Origin of the sequence: Paraburkholderia sp. BR10954, assembly GCF_040965775.1 — a bacterium.
In the GTDB taxonomy this organism is placed as follows: domain Bacteria; phylum Pseudomonadota; class Gammaproteobacteria; order Burkholderiales; family Burkholderiaceae; genus Paraburkholderia; species Paraburkholderia youngii.
The window spans coordinates 399,567-419,994 of record NZ_JBFRCK010000002.1; the positions used below are offsets into that span (position 1 = coordinate 399,567).

Here is a 20,428-nt window from a genome sequence, read left to right on the forward strand (position 1 = left end):
CGGCGAGAGCAGCGCAATGCGCTCGCTGCGGTAAATCGCAAGACCATGATTCGACACACGGCGCGTGCCAGGACGCGCCTGCCGCGCTCATGCATGCTTTCCGCCGAAACATGGCTTTAACGCCCGGGCGCCCCCGCGGGGCGATAAAAAAGGATTTCTATCCGATTCGATTGTTCGATCGCGTGGAGCTCGAAGCATGTCTTCGAGGGACCATGCACGTACGAAGCAAGGAAATCGACACTATGGCGAGCGCATACGACTCAGGTCAATCGGCAGGGGTTATTGTTGGAGCAGAGTTGAACGGACTGGGGGTGGCGCGATCGCTCGCGCAGGCCCGCGTTCCGGTTGTCGCAGTCGATACGAGGAGCCACGCGGCGACGTGGTGCCGACACGTTCATGCGCATCAGATAAAAAGTTTTGTTGGGAAAATATTCGTCGACGAAATGATCGAACTCGGCAAGCGGTTCGATCGTCTGCCGGTTCTGATTCTGACCGACGAAGACGCGGTGCATGCGGTGTCGGAAAATCGGCTGGCTTTGTCGCACTGGTATCGATTCCGTTTGCCCGCCGACGACACCGTCAAGATGTTGTCGAGCAAGGCGCGCTTTCACGAATTCGCACAGAGCCACGGCTTTCCGGTGCCGCGCTCGGTCGTGCTCGAAAAGCTTGCCGACATCGAACGGCTGGCCGAATTGCGCTACCCGTGCGTGCTGAAACCAGACGACAAGCGCAATGTGCTGCGTGGCGAGAAAGAACGCGCGGTGCGCGTCGACACGCTGCAGCATGCACGCGGTCGCGCGATCGCGATGCTGGCGACGCCAGGCGGAATCATCGCGCAGGAGTGGATCGAAGGTCCCGACAGCAACATCCACTTCACGCTGTTCTATCGCGGCGCGGACGGCAACATGGTCAGCATGTTCACCGGCCGCAAGGTGTTGAGCTCGCCGCCGGGCATCGGCAACACCGCGATCTGCGTGGCCGCGCCCGAAGCGCGCGGGACGCTCGAACCGCTGACGCGGCGCTTCGCCGAGGCGGCCGGTTTCGACGGCATGGGCAGCATCGAGTACAAGTGGGACGATAACTACAACGAGTTCGTGATGGTCGAGCCGACGGTCGGCCGCACGGACTGGCAGGAGGAGATCGCGACGCTGTGCGGCGTCAACATTCCGCTTGCCGCGTACCGCCATGAACTCGGCCTGCCGTTGCCAGCCGAGCGCCTGAGCCGGCTACCGGTTGCGTGGCGCGCGACGTTTTCCGACCGGCCGCCGCCCGAACTGCTGAGCGAACGCACCAAAATCTTCGATGGCTATTTCCGCTGGAACGATCCGTTGCCAGCGCTGCAGCACTATGTCGTGATGAATCCGCTCCGACGCATGAAGCGCAGCTGGAAAAAAGCGATCAGGGCGCCCGAGTCGCGTCAGGCGAAAGCCTGACGCTAACGACAAAAAAGCCGTTCCCCCTGGAGACCAGCAATGTCTTGGACCGATACCATCATCATTGGCGCGGGGCCGTACGGGTCATCTCTTGCCGCGCATCTGAAGGCCGCCGGCGTGGATCACCAGATCCTCGGGGAACCGATGGGAGCGTGGCGAAACTACATGCCGCCCGGCATGCTGCTGCGCTCCGAAGCTTTCGCGTCGAGCATGCATGCGCCGCGCAGCGGCTTTACCGTCGAAGACTTCTGCCGCCTGAAAGGCCTGCCTTACCGGCCGCTCGGCATGGCGCTGCCGCTCGAGACCTTCGTCGAGTACGGGCTGTGGTTCCAGTCGAATCTGGTCGGCGAAATCCAGCCGGTCGATGTGCTCGCATTGCGCCGCGTCGGCGATCAGTTCCAGCTATCGCTGAGCGACGGCCGCTCGGTCGCCGCACGCCGGGTCGTGATCGCGCTCGGCCTGAAGGGCTTCGCGCAAACTCCGCCGGCGCTGCAGGGCTTGCCGCCGCAGTATGCGTCGCATTCGGAGCTGTACGGCAACCTCGAATGGGCGCGCGGCAAGGACATTGCGATCGTCGGCGGCGGGCAGTCGGCGCTCGGGCTGTCCGCGTTGCTCAATGAGCTCGGCGCACGCGCGCACGTGCTGATGCGCGAGAGCAGCGTGGTGTGGCACGAGCGGCCGCACGGCGGGCGCAACATCCTGTCGCGCATCAAGGGGCCCGACGCGGGGCTCGGGCGCGGCTGGCGGTCGCTGTTCCTGTCCGAGTTTCCCGGCGTGTTCCACATGCTCGACCCGCGACGCCGCAAGCTGATCATGGAGCACACGTATGGCGCGTCTGGCGCGTGGTGGCTGCACGATCGCGTGGTCGGCAAGGTACAGATATCGCATCGCACCGTGGTGCGCTCCGCGGCGATCGAAAACGACCGCGTCGTTCTGAACGTGCTGACCGACGGCAAGGAAGCACGCGTGAGCGCCGATCACGTGATCGCCGCGACCGGCTTCAAAACCGACATGCGCCAGCACGCGTTCCTGTCGAAAGATCTGGCCGACGCGATTTCGAATGAAGGCGGCATGCCCGACCTGAACTCGCACTACGAAACGCGCGTGCGCGGCCTCTATGTGATCGGACCCGCATCCGCGCATAGCTTCGGGCCCGTGATGCGCTTCGTCTATGGAACCAAGCACGCGTCGCCGACCGTGGCGCGGCATCTTGTCGGCTCGTTGAAAGCGGGCTCGCGGCAACGCGCGTGGCCCGTCGCCCATGCACCCATGCCGGAGCGCTCAGGTGAATAAGACCCAAACAACGGGCGCGTCTGTGCGCTCGCGCCTGTCCGATCACTACCGCGGGCCCCGCATGAAGCGCTACAAAGCGCTCGTGAAGGAGATGCTCGCGGGCTTCGTGTTGATGTCAGGGCTCGCGTGGTGCACGCGCAAGCTGCTGTGGCGCGATCGCGTAGCCGTGCTGCTTTATCACGATCCCGATCCGCACACGCTCGACCGTCATCTGACTTATCTGAGCAAGCTGTGCGAGTTCGTGCCATTGACCGACGTCAGCGCGCCCGGCCGCGGCCGGCCGCGCGTGGCGATCACGCTCGACGACGGCCACGTGGGCAACGCGAAGCTATTGCCGGTGTTCATCAAGCACAAGGTGCGCCCGACGATCTTTCTGTGCAGCCGCATCGTCGGACGGCCGCGCAGTCACTGGTGGCTGCATCCGGGTTCGCTGCGCGTCGGCCATGAACGTCTGAAGCGCATGACGAACGAAGAGCGCCTCGCCGCGCTCGCGGCTCAAGGCTACCAGCAGGACGGCGACGACCGGCCGACCGGCCTGTCGATCGAACAGATGCAGGCGATGCGCGAGCACGTCGACTTCCAGGCGCATACGCGCTTCCATCCGATCCTCACGCATTGCAGCGACGCTGAAAGCGAGGCCGAAATCAGCGACAGCCGCCGTGAAATCGCGGCGCTGCTGCAACGGCCGTGCGAGCACTTCGCGTATCCGAACGGCAATTATGGCGAGCGCGAAGTGGAGTTCGTGCGCGCGGCGGGCTTCAAAACCGCGCGGACTTGCGACATCGGCTGGAACGATCAGCACACCGATCCGTACCGATTGCGCACGATCATCATCGACGATGCGGCGTCGACGCTGCGCTTCGCGGCGCAATTGAGTGGCATTGCGCTGTTTCTGCGCTATCTGCGCGAGGGGGGCAGCTGGCGCGGCAAGTTTCCGCAGTTTTGAACAGGGGGAGCGCCCGGACCAGGCGATTGGTCCGGGCAAGCCGTCCGGGTTCTTCGCGAGACGGCACGAGAGGCAGACAACAGGAGGGGAACATGCAGCGCTGCAGGGTACTGGTGATCAACGATTACGCGCACATGGGCGGCGCGGAAGTGGTCTATCAACAATCGGCCGAGCTATTGGGCACGCTGCGCGGCGTCGAGGTCGAGCGTTTCGACGATAGCCAGTTTTCCGGCCGCTCGACGATGCTGACGCGCTCCTGGAACACGACCGCCGCGCGCGCGCTCGAAAAGACGCTGCACCGTTTCCGGCCGCATCGGCTGATGGTGCACAACTACCACAACGTGCTGTCGCCTTCGATTCTCAGCGTGATCGCGCACAACCAGCGTCAGTTCGGTTACCGCGCGTATCACACCTGCCACGACTATCACCTCGTCTACTACAACCCGTCGCTGCAGTACTTCGACAAGGACAAGCGGCCGATCATTCTGCCGCTCGACGTGCTGCGCACCCGCGCGGTCCTCACGTTGCGGCCGACGCCGAAGGGCCTCATGCACGATCTGATGACGAAGGCATGGTGGCATGCGGTACGCGCGGCCTATCAGCCCGCGCGCGTGTTCGACAGGATCTTGTGCCCGAGCCTGTTCATGCAGCAGGCGCTGCATCGCGTGGGCATCGAGAACACGGTGATCGTGCACAATCCGTCGGCGGTACCGAGCGCGATGCCGATCGTCACGGTGCGTGGCAAGGAACGCTTCAACATCGCGTTCGTCGGACGGATCTCGCCCGAGAAAGGCCTGATGCAATTTCTGACGCTCTGCGAGGCGGCGGGCTTCGAACGCATCAATAGCATCGGCGTGTATGGCGACGGGCCGGATCGCGCGGCGATCGAAGAACGCTACGCGTCGCTGATCGCCGAGCGCAAGCTGATCCTGTTCGGCACGATGCCGCAGCAGCAGTTGTTTCCCGCGATGCGCGAGTTCGCCGATGCGGTGGTCGTGCCGTCGGTGGGCGCGGAGAACGCGCCCCTCGTCGTCGTCGAGGCGGCGATGCTCGGCCTGCCGGTGCTGATTCGCGATGGCGGCAGCATGGCGGTGACCGCGGAATCGGTCGGCAACAAGATCAAGTTCAAGTTCGATCCGGGCAGTCTGAAACAGGCGCTCGGCGAGTTGGCCGTTCATCTGGCCGATGAGCACAGAAAGTACGACGTCGGAGAATATCTGCCCGAGCATTACGCGCGGCGTCTGGCCGAAATCATGCACATCGGCGAAAGCTCGGCGCCCAACGCGCCGTCGCGCCGGCGCGCGCGTTATGCAGATAATCCGCGTCCGGCGCCCTGAAAATAGTCGGCGCTGATTGTGGCGAACGGCGTGTATATCCACACGGTTATCGTCGCTTTAAACATGCGTTTTTTATTGCGTGATTTGTCTGAAGCAATCCTGTAGCAATCGGCTTTGTGTGCGCTGCCGAACGTTGTAAGGACGGGCTCTCTGAATATTATGATTGCCAAGAAAGGCTTTTTATCGAGCGTTGTAGCGCGCCGACGAAACGGCCGACTCATCAAAACAAGAGCATGTGCATGTCGTGAGCGTTTGCGTGGAAAGACGGCGGACGAGACGCGGCTAATCGGGGATACATCTCTACCGGGCCCGGCAGTCAGCTCAACCCAAACAGGAATGTGGCCGCAAGCGGCCACATCGGCGATACGGGGGATCCAGACGGTGATGCGCTACAGCTCAGCGCACGCTGTAGGGCTCGGAGGTCTCGGGAGACGCGTAGGTCTGGTCTGAATTCCACAAATCGCTGCCGTAGGGGTCCGCTGAGTTCTTGCCGCGGACAGGCTGTGCAACGCTTGTACGTTTCTGCTTCGGAAGGCTGTTTTTAGTTTGGGTGTACACGTTGGGCGCGACATAGCGGTTCTTTTTTGCGTACGCGAGATCCGACGGAGAGCCGTAGAGCGTCGGTGAACTGGCCGCATGAGGCGTCATCGCGTCGAGTTGCGAGTGCTTGGCGACATAACGCGGGGCATAAGCGGAAGAGGAGGCGGACACGATGCTCTGGGCGTAGCCCACCTGGGCAGTCAGTAATACCGGTAATACGGCGGCAAGAAGTTTTTTCATTTCGGTCTCCGTAAGAACGCGAGTGGTGCGATGTTAGGGAAAAGAGCCGAGCTCGCATAGGTGCTGTTACACACAAAGGTAGCCGATGTGGCGTAAATCGGCTACCCCCGTCCGATCGAGGCGGTCGGCTCGATCGGACACGGGCGTGACTGGATGCGGCGACGTGCCGGTTCGGGCGCCGGGAAGAAGTGGGAAACCGTCGGGACTTTGGGAGAACTCGCATGAACCAAAGCAGTGCACCATTCGATAGCCGGAACAACAACAGCGAACATCCGCCGGCAGGCTTCGCGAACTATCTGGATGCGCTGTATGACAACCGCAAGCTGATTGCCCTCACGACGGCCATCGCGGTCGCGCTCGGCATCGGTTATTCGGTGTTCTCCGAACCCGTCTATCGCGCTGACATCCTGGTGCAGGTCGAGGAGAACGCAGGTACCTCGTCCAAGAGCGTGATCGGCGACGTGTCCGCGATGTTCGACGTGAAGACCGCGACGTCCGGCGAGGCCCAGGTGATCGGCTCGCGCATGGTGGTGGGCCGCGCGGTCGACAAGCTCAATCTCGACATCGAAGCGGCACCGCGCTACTTCCCGCTGTTCGGCCGCTGGCTCGCCCGTCATTCCGATCATCTGTCGACGCCGGGACCGCACGGCTACGTGTACGGCAACGAGCGCATCAAAGTGTCGAAATTCGATGTGCCGGAAGAGCTGTTCGATCGTCCGTTCGTGCTGAGGATGGGCGAGGGATCGAGCTACGAACTGCAATACGGCAAGCTGAAGCTCGAAGGCACGGTCGGCCAGGCGCTGAACGCGACGACCAACTACGGGCCGCTTACGCTCGTCGTCGACCGGATCGACGCGAAGCCCGGTGCGACCTTCGAGGTGCGGCGCCAGTCCGCGCTGACGACGACCGAAAAGCTGCGCAAGGAATTGACGATCTCCGAAAAAGGCAAGGAGTCCGACATCCTCGGCGTGTCGCTCGAAGGCAGCGATCCGAATAAGATCAGCGCGATTCTCGGGACCATCGCGGGCGAATACGTGAGCCAGAACCTGAAGCGCAAATCCGAGGAAGCGGAGCGTTCGATCCGTTTCCTCGAAATGCAGCTTCCGGAGATGCGCCAGCAGCTTTCCGATTCGGAAACGCGCTTCAACGACTTCCGCGCGAAGCATGGCACCGTCGATCTCGGCGAGGAAGCGACCAACCTGCTGCAGCTGTCGGTTCAGGCGCAGACGCGGCTCGCGGAACTCCAGCAGAAGCGCAATGAACTGCTGTCGCGCTTCACCGACCAGCATCCGGCCGTGCAGTCGGTCAACGCGCAGTTGCGCGCGGCGCAACAGGAAGCGAAAGATCTCGCGAGCCGGACGCAGTCGCTGCCGCCGCTCGAACAGAACGTGCTGCGCCTGCAGCGCGACGTGCAGGTCGGCACCGAACTCGACACGTCGTTGCGCAATACGCTCGAACAACTGAAGCTGATCAAGGCGGGCAAGGCCGGCAACGTGCGCATCGTCGACGGCGCCGTCGCGCCCGATACGCCGGTCCGGCCCAAGCCGCTCCTGATCATCATCGGCGCGATGATGATCGGCGTGTTCGTCGGCTCGGTGATCGCGCTGGTGCGTCAGCGTCTGTTCGATGCGATCGACGATCCGTACGAAGTCGAGCTGCGCACTGGGCTGCCGGTCTACGCGAGCGTGCCGTTCAGCCGTCAGGAAGAGCGCTTCGCGCATAGCCGTCGCCGTCCGGAATCGAAGGCGCTCGTGCTCGCGGGTGAAGCGGTGATCGATCCGGCGATCGAAAGTCTGCGTGGCTTTCGCACCGCGCTCGAATTCACGATGACCAAGGCGCGCAACCATATCGTGCTGATCACGGGCCCGACGCCGGGCATCGGCAAGTCGTTCGTGTCGCTGAATCTCGCCGCGGTCATCGGTGCGACCGGCAAGCGCGTGCTGCTGGTCGACGGTGACCTGCGCCGCGGCTTCCTGCATCGGCATCTCGGCGGCGATCGCGGTCCCGGCCTGTCCGATCTGATCCAGGGCGCGTACCGCCCCGAAGAGCTGATTCGCGCGACCCGTTTCCAAGGTGTCGATTTCATCGCGAGCGGCCGCCAGGTGGCGAGCCCGAGCGACGTGCTGTCGAACACCCGGCTCGAGTCGGTGCTGCGCCAGGTCGCGACCGGCTACGACGTCGTGCTGCTCGACGGACCGCCGGTGCTGCTCGCCGCGGATGCGGTGCGGCTCGCGTGCGTGGCAGGTACGACGTTCTTCGTCGCGCGTCAGGGAGTGACGGGTATCGGCGAGCTGCGTGAGTCGGTCCGCCAGATGCAGAAGGTCGGCCTGCCGGTGCGCGGCGTGATCATGAACGGACTGAAGATGCGGCCGGGACGCTACAGCTACGGTTACGGACGCTATCGCTACGCGGCCTACATCTACAAACCGTACGACCGATAAACCCGGGCGCGTGGTTCGTGACGCTCCCGCGGTGCGGGGCGTAGCGCCCGAATGGACCGATCAGAAAACCAACATAGCAATGCGAAGGGATCTTACGGCCGCGCTTGCCGAGCGCACACCGTACAGGCAAGGGACTACTCGGATGAAACAGCTATTTGTCACGCCTTTTCTGCCTCAGAAAAACGCGCCGCAAGCTGGCCACCGGTTGGCCTACGACTACCTGATCAAACTGAGCGCGGAATCGGAGCTCGACGTGCTGATCGTGTCGCGCGTGCCGGTCGACGAAAAAGACATCGAGTTTCGCGCGAACGTGCGCAACGTCTACATTCAGTACGTGAGCCGGTTCGACCTGATTCCGTCGTTCCTCGCGAACCCGCTGGCGTTTTCACCGCGCCTGTTCTCGCGCTATAAGCCCGCGATCGGCAAGTTCCTTTGCGAGCTCGTCGACAGGCACCGTTACGACACGGTGCGGCTCGAATTCTCGCAATGCTTCACGTATGCGCAGAATCTGCGCAAGCGTTTCCACGACGGCGTGAAGATCGTGATGTGCGCGCATGACGTGCAGATCCAGGTCATGCTGCGCATCAAGTCCATCGAAGGATGGCTGTTTACACGGCAGACCTTCATGCTCGAACAGCGTCTGCTGAAGCTGGCCGACAAGGTGCTCGTGCTGTCGAGCAAGGACGCGCAGCTGATCAACGGCCTGTACCCCGGGGTCGGCACGGTGCAGGTCGTGCCGATCTCGCTGCCGGCGTTTCTGAAGGAAGTGCGGCGCTCGAAAGACACGGTCGAGAAAGGCAACATCCTGTTCTGGGGCGCGATGCAACGCCGCGAAAACGAAGAGGCGCTGCTCAATTTCATCGACACGATTTTTCTGCCGCTGCGCCGGCGCGGTCTGCAACTGAAGCTGTTCGTGGTCGGTTCCGATCCGAGCGAGCGCGTGAAGCGCCTCAATAGCGACGATATCTGCGTGACCGGCTTCGTCGAAAATCCGGGCAAGTACTTCGAGGCCGCCGCTATTGGCGTGGTGCCGCTGCTCTCGGGCGCCGGCGTCAAGCTCAAGACGCTCGAAATGCTCGCGGCGAAACTGCCGGTCGTGTCGACGCCGCTCGGCGCGGAAGGCGTCGAGCATGACGGCACCTTGCTCAACGTCTGCGAGATCGATGAGTTCCAGCACGTGATCGAGCGCATCTACCGCGGGGAACCGGTCAACCTCAACGCCTCCGTGGCGTATCAGGCGTGACGCCATGATCGCCACCATTGCCTATCTGCTGGCCGTCGTGCTGTGCGCATCGCGCGGCGTGCTCGAGTATCTGATCGGCAAGGACGCCGCCTATCTGATCCAGGTCGGCGGCATCGTCGGGCTGCTCGTGTGGTACATCTCGCCGACGGCGATCGCCGCTTACTTCCGCGACCAGGGACGCCTCTCGTTCGGCTTGCTCGTGGGCATGCTGTTCTCGATCGGGCTGTCGATCGTCGCGACCCTCGCGCTCACCGATCAGCTCGGGCTGTCCTATCTGTTCGTCTTCATCTTCACGCTGTTCATCTATTTCTACGCGATCTCGAACTATCAAAGGCGCTTCGTGCGGCCCCGCGTCGCCTATGTCGGGCTCGTGCTGATCGCGCTGATCGAGGCGGGCGTCGCGCTCGCGCAGCAGCAGAACGTGTTCCCTATCGATCTGCCCGGCGCGACTTACGGTTTCGACAATCTGCGCGCGCCGTCGCTGACCGGCAGCTATCTGCATTACCCGCTATTCGTCGCGATTGCCGCGTCGCTGTGCGGCGTCGACTATCTGGTGCGCAAGAACGTGCTGTCGGGCATCGCATGCGTGGTGCTAAGTTTCGCGATTTTCTCGGCACTGTCGCGCAGCGGCATGCTGATCGTTCTCGGCACATTCGGGCTCGCGTTCGTGCAAGGACCGATCGAGTTCATCACGAGAAACGCGAAGCTGATCGTCGCCACCGTGTTTGCGACGATGGCGATCATGATCTTCGGCGTCGCGGTGAGCAGTCAGAACGATAGTGTCGTCAACGTCGGCACCGAACGGATGATCGGCGCGACCGACCTGCAATCGGACGGCAACGACGGCCGCACCGAAGCATGGGAAAAGGCCAAGTCGCTCGGATTGCCGGTCAACGCGATCGCTGGCACGTACTTCGGGCTCGTCACGAACTCGGCGCCAGAACCGGTGAAACAGGAGTACGGCGTCGTCGAATCGAGCGTGCTGCAGCAGATTCTGAATATCGGCCTGATGGGCGCGATCTTCTATTACGGCGTGCTGATATCGGTGACGAAACTCGTGAGCAGCGCAAGCCGGATTGCGTTGTGTGTATGGGCCGCTTTATTTCAAACGCTCTTCTATCAATCGATCGAAGTGATTCCGTTTGTCTTCATCCTGATGACATTGCCGGTGTTCGATTACGTGGACGGACCGCGTCGAAACAGCGCGTAGCGAACCGCAAGGCAGTGCATGCCAGATCGTCCGCATCGCGCGGACGAGCAGTGGGTAGTCGATAGTGCGCGCGACGAGCGCGAAGCATGGTGAACGAACTGGAAAGCCGTGTTTGGGGGTAATTCCACGAACACCTGATGCAAAGCAGGAGGTGGGGATGAACCTGAAGGGAATGATCAGTGTGGTGATCGTCAATTACAACACGCCGAAACTGGTCGGAAATTGCGTGCGCTCCGTGCTGGAACTTTCGATTGCGGATAAGGAGGACATCGTCGTAGTGGACAACGCTTCACCTGACAATTCGTTTTCCTATCTGAGGGAGACGCTTCCGACAGGAGTGAGACTCGTCAAAACGTCGATCAATCGCGGCTTCGGAGCCGGCGTCAATTTCGGCATGGTCGGTTGTCTGCGCGAACTCGTGCTCGTGCTGAACCCGGACACCTATTTCGTCGATACATCGCTCGAAAACGCGGTGCAGTTGTTCGAGACGGAGAAGGATGTCGGCCTCGTCGGTCTCGATCTGGTCTATCCGGATGGCGAGCGGCAGTTTTCCGCGCGGCGCTTCTATTCGGTGCTCGACATACTCGGCCGGCGCTCGCCGCTCGGGCGGCTCGGCGTGTTCAAGCGCCGCATCGACATCCACATGATGCGCGAAGCGTGGGCCGCGGGCACGCCGTTCGAAGCCGAGTGGGTGCTGGGCACGGGCTTTATCGTGCGGCGCGCATTGTTCGGCGAACTAGGCGGCATGGACGAGCACTTCTTCCTCTATATGGAGGATGTCGATTTTTGCGCGCGCATCTGGCAGGCGGGCTACCGCGTGCTGTGCGTGCCGGGCGCGCGGCTCACGCACGAGCATCAGCGCGCGTCGGCAGCGGGCTTCCTCAGCAAGGCGGGACGCCGGCATATGAACAGCTTGTGGCGCTTCAGCCGCAAGTATCGTGTGCCGCTGTTCAGGCCGCCAGGCGTGCAGGGCCTGATGCGCGGCGCGAAGGCGCGTGCGCTGCCGGTCCCGATGGCCGCCGTGAGCGCGCGTGCGGCGGCCGCCGAGCAGGCGCAAAGCATCACGGTCGAGTGACGCCTCGCGCCGTATCGACGTGAAAAAAGCAGGAGTAACGCAATGGGGGAGGGGTAGATGAAAACCCGGCGACAGGCGCTCAAGACGTTCCTGCTCGGCGGCCTGGCCGGGGCCAGTGCAAGCGCAGCCGATCTGGGCATCGCGCGCGCGACCGGGCACGCGCCGCGCGCGCCCGTCGCGTTCGCGACCGCGGGGAACGGCGCGGCCGACGGCGCAGGCGGCATCCTGCGCGTCGCCGCGTCCGTGCCCGAGCGTGCCGCATCGGAACCGGTCGCGCCGAGCTACTTGAAGACGGTCAGCGACATCGTCGCGGGACTCGAGGTCAGCGTCGCGCGCTTCGTCGATCCGCGCAGGCTGGCGGCGATCCAGCGCGGCGCGTCCGGCTACGATGTCGGCGCCGAACTCCGGGAGGCGTTCGCAAGCGGCGCGCGCGGGCTGTATCTGCCGCGCGGCATCTGGCGTTACACGGGCGACTTGACCACCGCGAACGGTTCGAGACTGCGCGGCGACGGCGGCGGCGAATACGTGGTGATCACCGACATCGCGATGGGGGCGACCGTGCTGGAGAGACAGGACGCGGGCGGCCCGACGTCGGCGGCGCTGAAGCTCGGCGACTCGGCGTTCGTCGAGCATGTGCAGGTGCGGCCCGCGCATTACGACAAGGTCATCTACTACCTCGCCAACTATCCGGCGCACACCGGCAACACGGCGATCGGCATTCACTTCGGCACGTCGGCCGGAGCGAGTCGTTGCACCGCGATCGGTTTTTCGCGCGCGGGCTACGAGCTTGGCGTCACGTCGACGCTCGAGCGCTGCTATGCGTACATGTGCGAGCGCGGCTTCTACGCGACCGAGCACACCGACGGCTCGCTGATCAACTGCATCGGCATGTTCTGCCATACGGCCGGCGCGGATATCGTCGACAACTTCTGGCAGGTGATCGGCGGACGCTGGGAATGGAATGCGCGTCACGGCGTGATTCTCGGCGCGGAGTCGCTGATCGTCGGCGCGGTGTTCGATCGCAATGGCTTTGCCGGCGTCTATATGAAGAGCGGCAACTGGGGCAAGGTGGTGAACGGCAACTACTTCTCGCGCAACGGTTGCGGCGGCGACGGCAAGATCGGCCGCTGGAAGTTCTCGACGCGCGGCCATCCGTCGTACCTCGATGTGCCGCCCGGTCAGAGCTGCCACATCCAGATCGACTACCAGCAGGGCGCGACGATCGTCGGCAATCGCTATCGTGCCGGCCAGGACGACGAGAACGCCGGCTGCGACGGCCCGCAGTTCGTGTACGGCAGTTCGACCGCGCCGGGCAGCACGCCGCTCGACGGCATCACGATTCAGGGCAATTTCGGCGATCGCGCCGGCGATTCGATCGTCGGTTACGCGAAGGCGTATCCGGGCGGCGGCGCGATCGCGGGCGGCAAGGACGCGAGCCTCGTGCATGCGCTGAATCTCGGCGTCGGCTACGAACGCGGCGGCGTCGCGGCAGCACTGCATTGCGGCAACCAGACGGTCTCGCAGGAGACGACGCGCATCTCGATCAACGTGCTGCGCTCGACCTCGGGCCGCGTGGTGCTGCGTGCGGCCACACGCGGCCATGCTCTACTCGCCGAAATCCTGTTCGCAACCGACGCAAGCGACGCCAACTACAAGACCGTCGTGAGCAATCTGATCGGCAATGCGGTGAAGAGCGCGGTATTGAACGCAAATAGTGAAGACGATCGCTACAACAAGATCGATGTCGCACTAAGTGAACCTGCTTTCGTGTCGTATTCTGTTTTTTCGACTTGAGATTTAACTGCAAACAGGACGATTGTGTCGACGAGAAACGTCATCATCGCGCTGTATTCGGTGTATGCGCTGAACTACGTGCTGCCGCTCGTTACGTTGCCGTATCTGTCGCACGTACTTGGGCCGGCCGGGTTGGGTGTGATCGGTTACGCGCAATCGATTTCGCAGATTCTTCTCGTCATCGTCGACTTCGGCTTCGGTCTGTCGAGCGCACGCAAGGTGGCGGTGCACATTGGCAATCCGCAAGTCGTGAACCGCATCTACTGGTCGACTACGATCGGCCGCGCGATTCTCGCGTTGCTGTGCTCGCTGGTGCTGGTCATCTGGGCATTCGCCGCTCACATGTCGCCGCAGGAGCGCGGTGCGACGCTGCTCGGCTCGCTCGTGATCTGGGGCGGCGTGCTGACGCCCGGCTGCTTCTACGAAGGCACGCAGCGCCTGCCGGTGCTCGCGGGCACGCTGCTCGCCACACGCGTGGGTCTGCTGATTCCGCTGTTTCTGTTCGTGAAGACTCGCGACGACGTGATGCTCGCGGCCGCGCTGCAATATGCGCCGACCTTCGTGTGCGGCTTGATCCTGATGGGCGCGCTGATCTGGAAGCGCGAGATCCTGCTGACCGTGCGGGTCGGTTGGGCCGACGTGATGGCCGAGGCGAAAGAGGCGTATCACATCTTTCTCGGCTCGGCGCTGACGTCCGTGTACATGTACGCGAACGTGATCATGCTGCGCATGATCAGCGGCCCGGGTGCGGTCGGCTATTACGTGGCGGCCGAGCGACTCACCAACGCGCTGCGCGCGTGCACGGCGCCGGCCATCCAGGCGTTCTTTCCGAAGATCTGCGTCGCGTACGAGCGCAACGACTTCGGCTATATCCACAAGGTCAACCGCGGCTTCATGCTCGCGTTCGCGGCGTCGGCGGTGCTGATCCTGGTCGGCTTTACGGTGCTCGGCGAATGGTTCGTCGGACGTTTTCTCGGCGAGGCGTTCGGCGAGACGTTCCGCATTTTGCGCGTCCTCGTGTTCGTGCCGGCAATCGTCGGCATGACGACGACCCAGGTCATGTTGACGGTGATCGCGTCGGGCAATCAGTCGTTGCTGAAGCGGATCTATCTCTACGGCGCGCTGTTCCATCTGGTGCAGGCGCCGATCAGCATCTACTTCTGGGGCGGCGTCGGCACCGCGTGCTCGGTGGCCGCGACCGAGCTGTTCATGCTGATCGGCGTGTACAACTTGTCGAGCCGGATCAATCACGGCCAGATCGCGGTGCGCTCGCAGACGGCGATCAAGCAGGAGATGGCCGCGGAGAGGGATTAGCCGCCGAGACGGACGGTGTTCACTGCGCGGTGGACAGATTGGTCACTTTCGCGTTGCGCAGATACAGCACCGTCGACAGCACGACCGCCGCGGCAGCCGCGAGCGCGGCGAACAGGAACACGGAGCCATAACCGAACTCCCCGGCGATATACCCCGCCAGCGGCCCGGTGATGCCGAGCGACAGATCGAGAAACACCGAGTACGCGGACAGTGCCGCGCCGCGGCTCGCCGGCGGCACCAGCCCGACCGCCTCGACGCCGAGCGCCGGAAATACCAGCGCGAAGCCGAAGCCGGTCAGCGCGGCGCCCGCGAGCGCGATATGCGGCTCGGGCGCGAGCCACAGCATCAACAGACCCGCGCATTCGAACGAGAACGATGCGATCGCGACGCGAAAGCCGCCGTAGGTCTTGATCGTGTTCGCGAACAGCAGGCGCGCGCCGATGAACAGCGTGCCGAACAGCGTCAGCGACAGCGCCGCGTTCGGCCAGTGCTTCGCCGCATAGAACAGCGTGATGAAGGTCGCGATCGAGCCGAAGCCGGCCGAGCCGAGCGCGAGACCCATGCCGTGCGGCAGCACGCGCGTCAACACGCTGCGATACGACATCCGCTCGCCGTGCACGACCGGCACCGGCGCGATCAGACGCGCGAGGTAATAGCCGAGCCCTGCCAGCGCGATCACCAGGATGCCGAGCGCGGTGAAGCCGATCGAGCGCGAGATCATCACGCCGAGCGGCGCGCCGATTGCGAGCGCGCCGTAGGTTGCGATGCCGTTCCACGAAATGACCCGGGCGTTGTTCGACGTGCCGACCCGGCCGATCCCCCACAGGATCGCGCCGGTGCCGCACAGACTCTCGCCGAAACCGAGCACGAGGCGGCTGCACACCAGCAGCGCGAGGCTCAGCACCGGCCAGGAACCGGCCAGCGCGGCGAGCAGCAGCAGCACGCCACTCGCGCCGCAGCCGAGCAGACCGATCGATACCGTGCGCTTCGGCCCGAGCGTATCGGCGGAGCGGCCCGCGAGCGGCCGAGACGCGAGCGTCGCGAGGTACTGCACGCTGATCGCCGCGCCGGCCAGCACCGCGCTGTAGCCGAGGTCGCCGTGCACGTAGCCGGGCAGCACCGCGAGCGGGATTCCGATCGCGAGGTAGCAAAGAAAGGTGAAAAAGACGACTGGAATGATTTGTAGGGTCGTCGCAAATTCGCTGCGGGCGGGCGCGGAGTCGGTGGACATCGGGAAAACGAGACTTGAAATCGGCGAGGAGGCGTGATTGTCCCATGGAACCGATTCCTTTGCAGGGCTTGCCTAAAAACGGGACGAGCGAATGGCGGGTCGCGACTCGGTAAAGGTCCGTTTTCGCGCGTTGGCCGCGTGATTTTCTGGCGAGACGGCTGGCTTACCGCGCTAGAGCATGTCATTTCGTCCGCAAAAACTATAAAAATACGGAAAAATCACAAGAGCAACATAAGCGTTGCCGCGCGCAAATCCAGTTCTATATCGCGCCACGAATATGTCCCCCATGTGATTCAGGCTATGGGTTGCGTTTATTGACGGTGATAGCTTTCAAACCATCGACGCGGCGCGTCCGCGCGAACACCGAACACACGAGAGCACCGAGACATGACCGAGCCGATTCGCTTCTATCACCGCAACGCGATCCGCGAAATCCAGGACGCGCCCGTCACCCGTACGGTGCTGCAGTATCTGCGCGAAGACGCGCATTGCACCGGCACCAAGGAAGGCTGCGCCGAAGGCGACTGCGGCGCCTGCACCGTCGTGATCGGCGAGCGCAATGCGGCGGGCGGCGTCGACTTCAAGGCGGTCAACGCCTGCATCCAGTTCGTGCCGACGCTCGACGGCCGCGCGCTCTTCACGGTCGAAGACCTGCGCCAGCCGGACGGATCGCTCCATCCGGTGCAGCAGGCGATGGTCGATTGCCACGGCTCGCAGTGCGGCTTCTGCACGCCGGGCTTCATCATGTCAATGTGGGCGCTCTACGAGAAGCACGGCCACGAGCATGGCTGCGCGAATCGCACGGTGCCGTCGCGCGAGGCGATCGGCACGCGCTGACCGGCAACCTGTGCCGCTGCACCGGCTACCGGCCAATCGTCGATGCGGCCGAGCGCATGTTCGACGCGCCCGCCCCGCAAGCGCCGCTCGACGTGAAGGCGCTCGCCGACACGCTCGCGACGCTCGAACGCGACGACACGTTCCAGTACCAGCACGCGGGCCAGCGCTTCGCCGCGCCGCGCACGGTCGCGGCGCTCGCGCAGCTCAAGGAGCGGGAACCGGCCGCGCGCATCCTCGCGGGCAGCACCGATATCGGCCTGTGGGTCACCAAGCAGATGCGCGAACTCGGCAACCTCGTCTACGTCGGGCAGATCGCCGAGCTGCAAAAGCTCGAAACCAATGACGACTGGATCGAAATCGGCGCCGGCGTCAGCGTCGAAAGAGCGTATGCCGAGATCGCGAAGCAGTATCCGGAGCTGACCGAAATGTGGCAGCGCTTCGCGTCGCTGCCGATCCGCAACGCCGGCACGCTCGGCGGCAACATCGCGAACGGCTCGCCGATCGGCGATTCGATGCCGGGGCTGATCGCGCTCGGCGCGCGCGTGATCGTGCGCGGCGGCGACATCGAGCGCGAGATGCCGCTCGAAGACCTGTACCTCGCATATCAGAAGAAGGACATGGCCGAGCACGAGTTCGTCGTCGGCCTGAAGGTGCCCGCGCGCGGCGGCGCGCGCAAGAATCTGCGCTTTCGCACCTACAAGCTGTCGAAGCGCTTCGATTCGGATATCTCGGCCGTGTGCGCGGCGTTTTCGTTCATCGCCGACGGCGACGTGATCCGCGAGCCGCGCATCGCGTTCGGCGGTATGGCCGCGACGCCGAAGCGCGCGCTCAATGCCGAAGCCGTGCTGCGCGACGCCGCTTGGCACGAGGCGACCGCGCAGGCCGCAATGCTCGCGCTCGGCAACGACTACGCGCCGCTCACCGACGTGCGCGCGACCAGCGACTACCGCCTCGAAGCGGCGAAGAACACGCTGTACCGCTTCTGGCTCGAAACGCGCGCGCGGGAGCCGCTGCCGAAGAGCGCGCTCGATGTGCGCGCGGTCGCGCCGGCCGGCGCGAGCGTTTGAGCGCCGCGCGTCCACGGATACGGAGACCCAACAATGAACCAGCAAGCCGAACCGTTCCTGAAAGAGCTTCAGGATCTCGACGAGTTCACCCAGGTGCACGTGTCGCGTCCGCACGAGTCCGCGCATCTGCACGTGAGCGGCCGCGCGACCTACACCGACGACATCCCCGAAGTGGCCGGCACGCTACACGCGGCGCTGGGGCTGTCGGCGAAGGCGCACGCGAAGATCGTGTCGATCGCATTCGACCGAGTGCGCGCGACGCCCGGCGTGGTCGCGGTCTTCACCGCCGACGACATCCCCGGCGCCAACGACGTCGGCCCGATCGTTCATGGCGACGATCCGATCCTCGCCGACGGCGTCGTGCAATACGTCGGCCAGCCGATGTTCATCGTGGTCGCCAGCTCGCATGAGGCCGCGCGGCTCGGCGCGCGACGCGCCGAGGTGGTCTACGAGGAACTGCCGGCGGTACTGACCGCGCAGCAGGCGCGCGCCGCGAACCAGTTCGTGCTGCCGCCGATGAAGCTCGCGCGCGGCGATGCCGGCACTAAGATCGCGCGCGCCGCGCATCGCGAGGCCGGCGAGATGCTGCTCGGCGGCCAGGAGCAGTTCTATCTGGAAGGGCAGATCTCGTACGCGGTGCCGAAGGATGACGACGGCATGCACGTCTACTGCTCGACCCAGCATCCGAGCGAAATGCAGCACCTCGTCGCGCACACGTTGGGCGTTGCATCGCATAACGTGTTGATCGCATGCCGGCGCATGGGCGGCGGGTTCGGCGGCAAGGAATCGCAGTCGGCGCTGTTCGCCTGCTGCGCCGCGCTCGCCGCATGGAAGCTGCTGTGCCCGGTCAAGCTGCGCCCCAATCGCGACGACGACATGATGGTGACCGGCAAGCGCCACGATTTCCACTACACGTACGAAGTCGGTTACGACGAAGACGGCGTGATCGAAGGCGTCGCGGTCGACATGACCTCGCGCTGCGGCTTTTCCGCGGACCTGTCGGGCCCAGTGATGACGCGCGCGCTGTGCCACTTCGACAACGCGTACTGGCTGTCGGATGTATCGATCGACGGCTTCTGCGGCAAGACCAACACGCAGTCGAACACGGCGTTTCGCGGCTTCGGCGGTCCGCAAGGCGCATTCGCGATCGAGTACATCCTCGACAACGTCGCGCGCTCGTGCGGCATCGATGCGCTCGACGTGCGGCGCCGCAATCTGTACGGCAAGACCGAGCGCAACGAAACGCCGTACGGCCAGGTGGTCGACGACAACGTGATTCACGAGCTGATCGACGAACTGGAAGCGACCAGCGACTATCGCGCGCGCCGCAAGGAGATCGACGCATTCAACGCGAACAACGAGATCCTCAAGAAGGGCCTCGCGCTGACGCCGGTCAAGTTCGGCATCGCGTTCAACGTCACGCACTTCAACCAGGCCGGCGCGCTCGTCCATATCTACACCGACGGCTCGGTGCTCGTGAATCACGGCGGCACCGAAATGGGCCAGGGGCTGAACACGAAGGTCGCGCAGGTCGTCGCGCATGAACTCGGCGTCGGCTTCAAGCGCATTCGCGTGACCGCGACCGATACGAGCAAGGTCGCCAATACGTCCGCGACGGCTGCTTCGACCGGCTCCGATCTGAACGGCAAAGCCGCGCAGGACGCGGCGCGCCAGTTGCGCGAGCGGCTCGCCGCTTTCGCGGCCGAGCGCTACGGCGCGGGCAGCGTGACCGCGCGCGACGTGCGCTTCGCGCATGATCGCGTGGTGGTCGGCGAGCTCGCCGTGCCGTTCGAGGAAGTGATCGCGAAGGCTTATCTCGCGCGTATCCAGCTATGGTCCGACGGTTTCTACGCGACACCGAAGCTCTACTGGGATCAGTCGAAGCTGCAAGGCCGGCCGTTCTATTACTACTCGTACGGCGCGGCGGTGTCGGAAGTCGTGATCGACACGCTGACCGGCGAAATGCGCGTGCTGCGCGCCGATGCGCTGCACGACGTGGGCGCCTCGCTGAATCCGGCGCTCGACGTCGGCCAGGTGGAAGGCGCGTTCATTCAGGGCATGGGCTGGCTCACCACCGAGGAACTGTGGTGGAACGCGGGCGGCAAGCTGATGACGCACGCGCCGTCGACGTACAAGATCCCGACCGTCAACGACGTGCCGCCGGTCTTCAACGTGAAGCTGTTCAAGAACCGCAACGTGGAGGACAGCATCCATCGTTCGAAGGCGACCGGCGAGCCGCCGCTGCTGCTGCCGTTCTCGGTGTTCTTCGCGGTGCGCGACGCGGTGTCGGCGGTGGGCGGCCACCGGGTCAATCCGCCGCTCAATGCGCCCGCGACCAGCGAGGAAATCCTCAAGGCGGTCGGAGCGGTGCGCGCCGCGACCGCGGCCGCTCGGCAGGCGTGATGGCGAATGGCGGACGAGCGGGAG

General features: G+C 64.1%; 13 protein-coding genes and 1 pseudogene. 12 read left to right on the forward strand and 2 right to left on the reverse strand.

Features of this window, described 5'->3' with window-relative positions; all coding sequences use genetic code 11:
- Window positions 1-443: 443 nt before the first annotated feature.
- The 4 genes from AB4Y34_RS04570 (at window position 444) to AB4Y34_RS04585 (ending at window position 5,009) form a co-directional block, all read left to right on the forward strand.
- Complete coding sequence (locus tag AB4Y34_RS04570; protein WP_368715350.1) at window positions 444-1,433, forward strand: carboxylate--amine ligase; 990 nt, start codon at window positions 444-446, stop codon at window positions 1,431-1,433.
- Between the two features lie 39 nt (window positions 1,434-1,472).
- Entirely contained in the window at window positions 1,473-2,726 is a 1,254-nt protein-coding gene (locus AB4Y34_RS04575; protein WP_368715351.1) for an FAD-dependent oxidoreductase, read from the forward strand.
- 61 nt (window positions 2,727-2,787) lie between these two features.
- Entirely contained in the window at window positions 2,788-3,672 is an 885-nt protein-coding gene (locus tag AB4Y34_RS04580; RefSeq protein ID WP_368715429.1) for a polysaccharide deacetylase family protein, read from the forward strand.
- Window positions 3,673-3,764: 92 nt separating this feature from the next.
- Window positions 3,765-5,009, forward strand: a complete 1,245-nt coding sequence (locus tag AB4Y34_RS04585) for a glycosyltransferase (protein ID WP_368594638.1) — start codon at window positions 3,765-3,767, stop codon at window positions 5,007-5,009.
- A gap of 396 nt (window positions 5,010-5,405) precedes the next feature.
- On the opposite strand, the gene AB4Y34_RS04590 is transcribed toward AB4Y34_RS04585, so the two are convergent.
- On the reverse strand, window positions 5,406-5,789 hold the full coding sequence (locus AB4Y34_RS04590; RefSeq protein WP_368715352.1) for a hypothetical protein: 384 nt from the start codon (window positions 5,787-5,789) through the stop codon (window positions 5,406-5,408).
- 221 nt (window positions 5,790-6,010) lie between these two features.
- Here AB4Y34_RS04590 and AB4Y34_RS04595 point away from each other — a divergent pair, with 221 nt between their 5' ends.
- The 6 genes from AB4Y34_RS04595 (at window position 6,011) to AB4Y34_RS04620 (ending at window position 14,866) form a co-directional block, all read left to right on the forward strand.
- Entirely contained in the window at window positions 6,011-8,230 is a 2,220-nt protein-coding gene (locus AB4Y34_RS04595) for a GNVR domain-containing protein (RefSeq protein WP_368594637.1), read from the forward strand.
- A 142-nt stretch (window positions 8,231-8,372) separates the two neighbouring features.
- Window positions 8,373-9,473, forward strand: coding sequence for a glycosyltransferase (locus tag AB4Y34_RS04600; protein ID WP_368715353.1), 1,101 nt, complete (start codon window positions 8,373-8,375; stop codon window positions 9,471-9,473).
- Window positions 9,474-9,477: 4 nt separating this feature from the next.
- Window positions 9,478-10,683 carry a hypothetical protein gene (locus AB4Y34_RS04605; protein ID WP_368715354.1) on the forward strand — a complete coding sequence of 402 codons (1,206 nt, stop codon included), beginning with the start codon at window positions 9,478-9,480 and terminating at the stop codon, window positions 10,681-10,683.
- 157 nt (window positions 10,684-10,840) lie between these two features.
- On the forward strand, window positions 10,841-11,758 hold the full coding sequence (locus AB4Y34_RS04610) for a glycosyltransferase family 2 protein (protein WP_368594634.1): 918 nt from the start codon (window positions 10,841-10,843) through the stop codon (window positions 11,756-11,758).
- A 57-nt stretch (window positions 11,759-11,815) separates the two neighbouring features.
- Window positions 11,816-13,552, forward strand: a complete 1,737-nt coding sequence (locus tag AB4Y34_RS04615) for a hypothetical protein (RefSeq protein WP_368715355.1) — start codon at window positions 11,816-11,818, stop codon at window positions 13,550-13,552.
- 24 nt (window positions 13,553-13,576) lie between these two features.
- On the forward strand, window positions 13,577-14,866 hold the full coding sequence (locus AB4Y34_RS04620; RefSeq protein WP_368715356.1) for an oligosaccharide flippase family protein: 1,290 nt from the start codon (window positions 13,577-13,579) through the stop codon (window positions 14,864-14,866).
- 19 nt (window positions 14,867-14,885) lie between these two features.
- Here the strand turns inward: AB4Y34_RS04620 and AB4Y34_RS04625 are convergent, their stop codons facing one another.
- Window positions 14,886-16,097: an MFS transporter gene (locus AB4Y34_RS04625; protein ID WP_368594632.1), complete on the reverse strand. Its 1,212-nt coding sequence runs from the start codon at window positions 16,095-16,097 to the stop codon at window positions 14,886-14,888.
- 387 nt (window positions 16,098-16,484) lie between these two features.
- Here AB4Y34_RS04625 and xdhA point away from each other — a divergent pair.
- A pseudogene (xdhA, locus tag AB4Y34_RS04630) lies at window positions 16,485-18,001 on the forward strand (xanthine dehydrogenase small subunit).
- Between the two features lie 33 nt (window positions 18,002-18,034).
- Window positions 18,035-20,404, forward strand: a complete 2,370-nt coding sequence (gene xdhB / locus AB4Y34_RS04635; protein ID WP_368715357.1) for a xanthine dehydrogenase molybdopterin binding subunit — start codon at window positions 18,035-18,037, stop codon at window positions 20,402-20,404.
- Window positions 20,405-20,428: the final 24 nt, after the last annotated feature.